The sequence below is a fragment of the Spirillospora sp. NPDC046719 genome (assembly GCF_040645715.1).
GTDB lineage: Bacteria > Actinomycetota > Actinomycetes > Streptosporangiales > Streptosporangiaceae > Spirillospora.
Map to the genome: position 1 here is coordinate 7,416 of NZ_JBEYYT010000216.1, position 8,225 is coordinate 15,640.

Annotated in this window: 8 protein-coding genes; 6 read left to right on the top strand and 2 right to left on the bottom strand. The window is 74.5% G+C overall.

Annotation, left to right across the window (positions count from 1 at the left end):
• Positions 1-186 precede the first annotated feature (186 nt).
• Genes ABZ914_RS30360 through ABZ914_RS30370 form a run of 3 tightly spaced genes read left to right on the top strand, consistent with a single transcriptional unit; the run spans position 187 to position 2,811 of the window.
• A complete protein-coding gene (locus tag ABZ914_RS30360) occupies positions 187-975 on the top strand; it encodes an ABC transporter permease (protein WP_500197381.1) in 789 nt (262 codons plus the stop codon).
• Positions 965-1,783, top strand: a complete 819-nt coding sequence (locus tag ABZ914_RS30365; RefSeq protein WP_500197382.1) for an ABC transporter permease — start codon at positions 965-967, stop codon at positions 1,781-1,783. Before ABZ914_RS30360 ends, ABZ914_RS30365 begins: the two co-directional genes overlap by 11 nt.
• 5 nt (positions 1,784-1,788) lie before the next feature.
• Complete coding sequence (locus tag ABZ914_RS30370; RefSeq protein WP_500197384.1) at positions 1,789-2,811, top strand: ABC transporter ATP-binding protein; 1,023 nt, start codon at positions 1,789-1,791, stop codon at positions 2,809-2,811.
• On the opposite strand, the gene ABZ914_RS30375 is transcribed toward ABZ914_RS30370, so the two are convergent.
• Together ABZ914_RS30375 and ABZ914_RS30380 are read right to left on the bottom strand one after the other, a co-directional pair.
• Positions 2,760-3,515 carry a response regulator gene (locus tag ABZ914_RS30375; protein WP_500197385.1) on the bottom strand — a complete coding sequence of 252 codons (756 nt, stop codon included), beginning with the start codon at positions 3,513-3,515 and terminating at the stop codon, positions 2,760-2,762. The two genes, ABZ914_RS30370 and ABZ914_RS30375, sit on opposite strands and share 52 nt — an antisense overlap.
• 20 nt (positions 3,516-3,535) lie before the next feature.
• The gene (locus ABZ914_RS30380) at positions 3,536-5,155 is read right to left on the bottom strand and encodes an ATP-binding protein (protein ID WP_500197387.1); all 1,620 of its coding nucleotides are present in this window, start codon (positions 5,153-5,155) and stop codon (positions 3,536-3,538) included.
• A 158-nt stretch (positions 5,156-5,313) separates the two neighbouring features.
• On the opposite strand from ABZ914_RS30380, the gene ABZ914_RS30385 reads away from it, so the two are divergent.
• The 3 genes from ABZ914_RS30385 to ABZ914_RS30395 are packed head-to-tail and all read left to right on the top strand — an operon-like array spanning position 5,314 to position 8,191.
• Positions 5,314-6,171 carry an ABC transporter ATP-binding protein gene (locus ABZ914_RS30385; RefSeq protein ID WP_387030284.1) on the top strand — a complete coding sequence of 286 codons (858 nt, stop codon included), beginning with the start codon at positions 5,314-5,316 and terminating at the stop codon, positions 6,169-6,171.
• Complete coding sequence (locus tag ABZ914_RS30390) at positions 6,161-7,096, top strand: ABC transporter permease (RefSeq protein ID WP_500197388.1); 936 nt, start codon at positions 6,161-6,163, stop codon at positions 7,094-7,096. The genes ABZ914_RS30385 and ABZ914_RS30390 overlap by 11 nt, the downstream gene beginning before the upstream one ends.
• A 42-nt stretch (positions 7,097-7,138) precedes the next feature.
• The gene (locus ABZ914_RS30395; RefSeq protein ID WP_190854051.1) at positions 7,139-8,191 is read left to right on the top strand and encodes an ABC transporter substrate-binding protein; all 1,053 of its coding nucleotides are present in this window, start codon (positions 7,139-7,141) and stop codon (positions 8,189-8,191) included.
• Positions 8,192-8,225: the final 34 nt, after the last annotated feature.

Sequence of the window (8,225 nt, forward strand, 5' to 3'; positions counted from 1 at the left end):
TGGCCGGGGACAACCCCAACCACCCCGCGCACCCCGCCGCCGGCTCCCCCCCCCCCCGCCCCCGCCGCGCGGCGCCCCGCCGATGCCCGTAGCGGCTCGCCGCAACGTCGTCCGGGTCGACGGCCCGGCGGCCACTGTGCGAAATTACGTGGTCGCCGGGCCGGGCCTTGTCTAGGCTCTCGGCGAGTGGGCGTCCTTCCGTGGGTGTGGTGGTACGGGTTCCGGCGCCACACCGCCTACCCGCTCGGCTCCCTCGCCGAGTCGCTGACCAACACCGCCTTCGGCTTCATCCGCGCCTACGTGCTGCTCGCGCTCTGGCACGCGCGGCCCGCGCTCGGCGGCTACGCCGCCGCCGACGCCGTCACCTTCTGCTTCATCACCCAGGCGTTGATCGGCCCCGTGCAGATCTTCGGCGGGATGGACCTCACCGAGCGGATCCGCAACGGCGACGTCGCGATCGACCTGCACCGGCCGGTCGGGCTGCTGGGCTGGTGGCGGGCCGAGGACCTCGGCCGCGCCGCCGGGTCGCTGGTGCTGCGCGCCGGGCCGCCGCTGGTCGCGGGCGCGCTGGCGTTCCCCTTCCGCGTGCCGGGCCCGGCGGGCCTGGCGGCGTTCGCGGCGGCGGTGCTGCTGGGCGCGCTGGTCGGCTTCGCGATCCGCTACCTGGTGGCGCTCGGGATGTTCTGGCTGCACGACGACCGGGGCCTGACCGCGGTCGCGCTGGTGATGTCGCTGTTCTTCTCCGGGATGATCCTGCCGCTGGTGGTCTTCCCCGGCCGGCTCGGGGACGTCGCGCGGGCGCTGCCGTGGTCGGCGCAGATCCAGGTGCCGGCGGACGTGTTCCTCGGCCGCCGCTCCGGCGCCGGCCTGCTCGGCGCGCTCGCGTTCCAGGCCGGGTGGGCCGCCGCGCTGCTCGCCGCCGGATGGCTGCTGACCCGCGCCGCACGGCGGAGGCTGGTGATCCATGGTGGCTGACGGCGGCGCGCGGCCGGTGCGGATGTACGGGCTGCTGGCGTGGACGTGGCTGCGGGCGGCGGGCCGGTTCCCGGTGTCCATGGTGCTGCTGTCGCTGGCGACCGCGGTCGTCGGCGGGCTGGACGCGGTGGCCGTCCTGGTGCTGTTCTCCCGCGCGCCCCGCATCGCCGGCTTCACCGCGGCGGAGGTGCTGTTCCTGTACGGGACGAGCGCGCTCTCGTTCGCGATCTCCGACATCGTGCTCGGCACGACCGAGCAGCTCGGCGAGCGCGTCCGGCTGGGCACCCTGGACGCGGTGCTGGTGCGGCCGGTCAGCCCGCTGATCCAGATCGCGACCGAGCAGTTCTCGCCCCGCCGGCTCGGCAAGCTCGTCCCGGCGGTCGCCGTCCTGGCGCTCGTGCTGCCGCGGCTGGACGTGCCGTGGACGCCGGGCCGGGCCGCGGCGCTCCCGCTGATGGTCGCGTCCGGGACGGCGATCTTCGCGGGGCTGTGGGTGCTGACGGCGGCCGTGCAGTTCGTCATGGTCGACAGCCACGGCGCCACGAAGTCGCTCACCTACGGCGGCGCGTACCTGACGCAGTACCCGATGACGATGTTCGGCCGCGACTTCGTGCGCGGGGTGACCTTCGTCGTGCCGCTCGCGTTCGTCAACTGGCAGCCCGCGCTGTACGTCCTGGACCGGCCGGACCCGCTGGGGCTGCCGGCGGCGGCGCGGTTCGCCTCGCCCGCCGTCGCGGCGGTGCTGTGCGGGGCGGCGGCGCTGGCGTGGCGGGCGGGGATCCGGCACTACCGATCGACGGGGAGCTGAGGCCGATGCGGGAGACGGGGACCGGTACGGGGTCCGGGGCCGAGCCGGTGATCCGGGCGGCGGACGTCGTCAAGTCGTTCACGGTCCGCGGGCGCGCGGGCGGCCGGCGGCGCGCCCGGACGGCCCTGCGCGCCGTCGACGGCGTGTCGTTCACGGTCGCGCCCGGCGAGTTCGTCGGCTACCTCGGGCCGAACGGCGCCGGCAAGTCGACGACCATCAAGATGCTCACCGGGATCCTGACCGCCTCGTCCGGCACGCTGCGGGTGTGCGGCCTGGACCCCTCGCGCCGCCGGACGGCCCTCGCCCGCCGGATCGGCGTCGTCTTCGGGCAGCGCACGACCCTCTGGTGGGACCTGCCGCTGCGCGACAGCCTCGCCCTCGTCCGGCGGCTGTACCGGGTGGACGCGGCGGCGCACCGGGCGCGGCTCGCGGAGCTGACCGCGCTGCTGGAGCTGGAGCCGTTCCTGCACACGCCGGTCCGGCAGCTCAGCCTCGGCCAGCGGATGCGCGGCGACCTCGCCGCCGCGCTGCTGCACGACCCGGAGCTGCTGGTGCTCGACGAGCCGACGATCGGGCTGGACGTGGTGAGCAAGACCACCGTCCGGGACTTCCTGGAGAGGACCAACGCCGAGCGCGGCACCACGATCCTGCTGACCACGCACGACCTCGGCGACATCGAGCGGCTCTGCCGGCGCGTGCTGATCATCGACCGCGGCCGGCTCGCCTACGACGGCGGGCTGGACGAGCTGCGCCGCACCGTCGACGCCGACCGGACCCTGGTGGTCGAGCTGGCCGAGCCGGCGCCGCCGATCGTGCTCGGGGAGATCCGGGCCGAGCGGGTCGAGGGGGCGCGGCAGTGGCTGCGGGTCCCGCGCGAGGAGAACGCCGCGGCGCTGGTGGCGGCGCTCGCGCAGCGCCACGAGGTCCGCGACATCTCGCTGCGCGAGGCCGGCATCGAGGACGTCCTCGCCGGGCTCTACCGCGGCGACCACGCGTACTGGTGCTCGGGACGGCCCGTCGCGCCGTAGCGCAGCGTCACCACGACCCGGCCGGCCTCGGCGAGCCCGGCGAGGTAGCGCTGCGCGGTGGCGCGGGAGATCCCGACCAGGTCGGCGACCTCGGCGGCCGAGCGCGGCTCGTCCGCCGCCCGCAGCGCCTCGGCGATCAGCCGGGCCGTCACCGGCGACTGCCCCTTCGGCGCGGCGGGCTGGGCGTGCAGCGGCGCGTACAGGGTGCGCAGCGCGCCGTCGAGCGCCGCCTGCGACAGCTCGCCGCCGGACAGCGCCGCCCGGTAGCGCGCGTACGCGGTGAGCCGCTCGCCGAGCGCGGCGGCGGTGAACGGCTTGATCAGGTAGTGCAGCGCGCCGCCCGCGAGCGCCTCGCGGACGACGCCGGGGTCCGCCGCCGCGGTCGCCATGATCACGTCCGCGGACAGCTCGGGCAGCAGCGCGAGGCCCGGCTCGTCCGGGAGGTAGACGTCCAGCAGGACCAGGTCGGGCGCCAGCTCGGCGGCCATCGAGCGGGCCTCGGCGGCGGTGTGCGCGAGGCCCGTGACGGCGAAGCCGGGCAGGCCCGCCACGAACCCGGCGTGCACCTGCGCCACCCGGAAGTCGTCGTCCACCACCAGCACGCCGATCACCGCGCCGCCTCCCCTTTCCGCCGCCGCGCCGCCGGCCCGGCCCTCCGCGCCGGTCCCGCGCCCGGCCGTCCGACCGTCTCCGTGCCCGCTCACCGGACCGTCTCCGTGCCCGCTCACCGGACCGCCTCCGCGCCGAGGACGCCGGGCAGCCGGGCCACCGCGACCGCGCCCGTCCCGTCCCCGCCCGGGTCGACGAACGCGACGTCGCCGTCGCGGGCGCGGGCGGTGCGGCGGGCGAGCCCCAGCCCGAGGCCGCGCGAGCGGCCGCCCGCCGCGTCCCGGGTGGACACCCCGTCGTCGAAGACGGCCTCGCGCAGCCCCTCCGGCAGCCCGTCGCCGGAGTCGGCGACGGTGACGTGCAGGTCGCGGCCGTCGCCGAGCAGCTCGACCTCGACCCGGGCGGGCCGCCGCCGGCCCAGCCGGGCCGCCTCGACGGCGTTGTCGACGAGGTTGCCGACGACCGTCGTGACGTCCAGCGGCTCGGCGACCCGGCCCGGCACGTAGCTCGTGGAGCCGATGTCCAGCCGGACGCCCTTCTCGGCGGCGACGGCCGACTTGGCGGCCAGGAACGCCCGCAGGTAGGGGTCGGTGAGCGGGTCGGGCAGCTCCTCCGCGGCGGGCAGCCGGCCCACCTCGTCGTCCATCAGCGCGCCGAGGTAGCCGGCGGCCTCCTCGGCGTGCCCGAGCTGGAGCAGCCCGGACAGCGTGTGCAGCCGGTTGGCGTACTCGTGCCGCTGCGCGCGCAGCGCGTCGAACAGCGTGCTGACCGAGTCCAGCTCGCGGGCGAGGGTCTCCAGGTCGGTGCGGTCGCGCAGGGTGACCACGGCGCCGAGGTCGCGGCCGTCGCGGCGGACCTCCCGCCGGTTCACCACCAGCACCCGCTCGCCGGCGGTGACGAACAGGTTGGCCGCCTCGCGGGAGCCGGTCAGCACGTCCCGCAGCGCGCCCTCCGGCGCGAGCCCGGCGGCGGCCGCGCCGCGCTCGGGGGCGACGCCGAGGAGCCGGGACGCCTCGTCGTTGCAGACGGCGATCCGGCCCGCCGTGTCGACCGCGACCACGCCCTCCCCGACGCCGTGCAGGACGGCCTCCCGCTCCTGCACCAGCTCGGCCAGCTCGTAGGGCTCCAGGCCGAGCGTCTGCCGCTTCAGCCGGCGTCCGATCGCGGCGGAGGCCAGCACGCCGAGCAGCACGGCGCCGGCGATGAACAGCGTGAGGTCGCGCAGCAGGTGGTCGAGCTCCCGGTCGATCGCGCCGGCGTCGAACCCGACGCTGACCTCGCCGAGGACGCCGCCCTGCGGCCCGTACAGCGGCACCTTGCCGCGCGCCGACAGGCCGAGCGTGCCGCGCTCGATGTTGACGACCTCGTGCCCGGCGAGCGCCTCCGACGGGTCGGTGCTGACCCGCCGGCCGACCTCGCCCAGCGTCGGATGCGAGTACCGGATGCCGCGCCGGTCGGTCACCACGACGAACAGCGCGCCGGTGCGGATCCGGACGCGCTCGGCGCGCTCCTGCACGACGTGGCCGGGGTCGCCCGCCGCGATCGCGGCGTCGATCTGCGGGTCGACGGCGACGGCGCGCGCGACGGTGAGGGCCCGCTGCCCGTACTGGTCGCGCAGCTCGCCGTCCAGCATCCAGGCGACCAGCCCGTAGCCGAGGCAGGCGACGACGACGACCACGCCCACCTGCAGGATCAGCACCTGGCGGGCGAAGGGGATGCGGGGCCGGACGGACATGACCCGCACCGTACGTCACGCCGGGCCCCGCCGCCCAGACCCCGGCGAGCAAAAAGAGCAGAAGTGCGGAATACGCACTCAACGTGGGGATTCGCGGCTTGCGAGCACATCGCGGGCAAGGGTTCCGGTGACGCGGGCCACATCCCTACGGTTCCGCCATGCCCAAGCGAGCAACCACCCCCGAGAACGCGGACGACGGCCGCGTGAGCACGGGCGATCCCGTCATCGAGCTGCGGGGCGCGACCAAGCGCTTCCGCTCGTCCGGCGGCGGCGTGCACACCGCGGTCCGCGACCTGAACATGACCGTCCGGGCCGGCGAGTTCGTCGCCGTGGTCGGGCCGACCGGCTGCGGGAAGTCCACCACCCTGTCCCTGGTGTCCGGCCTGGAGCCGGCGTCGGAGGGCAGCGCCCTCGTGCACGGCAGGCCCGTCGAGGGCATCCCCGACGGCGTCGGCTACATGTTCCAGAACGACGCGGTGCTGCCGTGGCGGACCGTCCTGGACAACGTCGCGACCGGCCCCCGCTACCGGGGGGCGGGCAAGCGCGAGGCGCGCGAGCGCGCCCGCGACTGGGTCGCCCGGGTCGGCCTCGCCGGCTTCGAGGGCTACTACCCGCACCAGCTGTCCGGCGGCATGCGCAAGCGCGTCGCGCTCGCCCAGACCCTGGTGAACGAGCCGTCGGTGCTGCTGATGGACGAGCCGTTCTCGGCCCTGGACGTGCAGACCCGCGGGCTCATGCAGGACGAGCTGCTGCGGCTGTGGTCGGGCTCGGGCGCGGCGGTCGTGTTCGTCACCCACGACCTGGAGGAGGCGCTCGTCCTCGCCGACCGGGTCGTGGTGATGACGGCCGGCCCGGCGACGATCAAGGGCGTGTTCACGGTGCCGCTGGAGCGGCCCCGGGACGCCGAGGAGGTCCGGCTCACCTCCGGGTTCCTGGACATCTACCGGGAGGTCTGGGACTCGCTGCGCGAAGAGGTCCAGATCACCAGGGAAAGGGGCACCGGCAATGCCGCGTGAGTCGGAGACCGTGCAGGCCGCCGAGGAGGCGCGGGCCGGCAAGGACGTACTGGGCGCGGGAGCGGTGGCCCCGGCCGGGCCGCCCGGCGGGGCGGACGAGTCCGCCGCGATCGCGCGGATGCGCTCGGCCGGGCTGCGCCGCCGGCTCGGCGTCAACGGCGTCCGCGTCCTGCTGGTCGCGGCGTGGCTCGGCTCGTGGGAGCTGGCCGCCCGCAACTGGATCGACCCGTTCTACTACTCGATGCCGTCGAAGATCTGGAGCCGGCTGGCCGGCTGGTTCACCGACGGGACCTCGCAGGGCTCGATCTGGGAGCAGATCTCCTACACCCTGCAGGAGGCGGTGGCGGGCTTCGTGCTCGGCGCCGCGGGCGGCGTGGTGCTCGGCATCGTGCTCGGCCGCAGCCGCTACCTGTCCGACGTGTGCGCGCCGTTCATCAAGGCCGTCAACGCGATCCCGCGGATCATCCTGGCCTCGCTCTTCGTGATCTGGTTCGGGCTCGGCATGGAGTCCAAGATCGCGACCGCGTTCGTGCTGGTGTTCTTCGCGGTGTTCTTCAACGCCTTCCAGGGCGCCCGCGAGGTCGACCGGAACCTGGTGAACAACGCCCGGATCCTCGGCGCCGGCCGGATGCAGGTGCTGTGGACGATCGTGGTGCCGAGCGCCACCTCGTGGATCCTCGCCTCGCTGCACTCGGCGTTCGGGTTCGCGATCATCGGCGCGATCGTCGGCGAGTACAGCGGCGCCGACAAGGGCCTCGGCCTGCTCATCAACCACTCCCAGGGCACCTTCGACTCGGCCGGCATCTACGCCGGAATGATCATCATCACGGTGCTGGCGCTGCTCGCCGAGTGGCTGCTCACCGCGGTCGAGGGCCGGCTGCTGCGCTGGCGCCCGCCGGCCGCCGGGGCCGACCCGCAGATCTGACCGGCCCCCTCCCACCCCCTTCGCACGACCAGGAGAACCACCATGCGCACCACCCCGATCCGCGTCACCGCCGCCGCGGTCGCCGCCCTCACCGCCCTGTCCGTCTCGGCCTGCCGCGACTCGCGCGGCGGCGGGGACGGCGGCGGCAAGGACGGCGGCACCGTCAAGATCATGGTCGGCGGCATCGACAAGGTCATCTACCTGCCGGCCAAGCTGACCGAGCAGCTCGGCTACTTCAAGGAGCAGGGCCTCGACGTCCAGCTGCTCACCGAGCCGGCCGGCGCGCAGGCCGAGAACGTGCTGATCTCCGGCGACGTGCAGGGCGTCGTCGGGTTCTACGACCACACCATCGACCTGCAGACCAAGGGCAAGTGCGTGCAGAGCGTCGTGCAGATGGCCGACGTGCCCGGCGAGGCGGAGATGGTCGCCGCGAAGAAGGCGTCCGCGCTGGCGTCGCCCGCCGCGTTCAAGGGCAAGAAGCTGGGCGTGACCAGCCCCGGCTCGTCCACCGACTTCATCACCCGGGCGCTCGCGGTCCGCAACGGCGTGAAGACCTCCGACTACACCACGGTGAAGGCGGGCGCCGGCCCGACGTTCATCTCGACGCTCGACAACGGCGGCATCGACGCCGGCATGACCACCGACCCGACCATCGCCAAGCTCGTCAGCACCGGCAAGGCGAAGGTCATGGTGGAGATGCGGACCGAGGACGGCACCCGCAAGGCGCTCGGCGGGCTGTACCCGTCCAGCTCCCTGTACATGGACTGCTCCTACGTGAAGTCGCACGGCGAGACGGTGCAGAAGCTCGCCAACGCGTTCGTCAAGACGCTCGGCTGGATCAAGCAGCACAAGCCTGCGGAGATCGCGGCGAAGATGCCGGCCGACTACGCGGGCGGCGACCCGGCGCTGTACGAGAAGGCCATCACCGACTCGATCAGCATGTTCAACGGCGACGGCGTCATGCCCGACGAGGGCGCGAAGAACGTGCTGGAGGTGCTGGCCCAGTTCTCGCCCAACGTGCAGGGCAAGAAGGACCAGGTGGACCTGTCGAAGACCTACACGACCCAGTTCGTCACCAAGGCGAAGCAGTCCTGACGGACCGCGCCCGTAGGGCGCGGTGAAAGCGGGC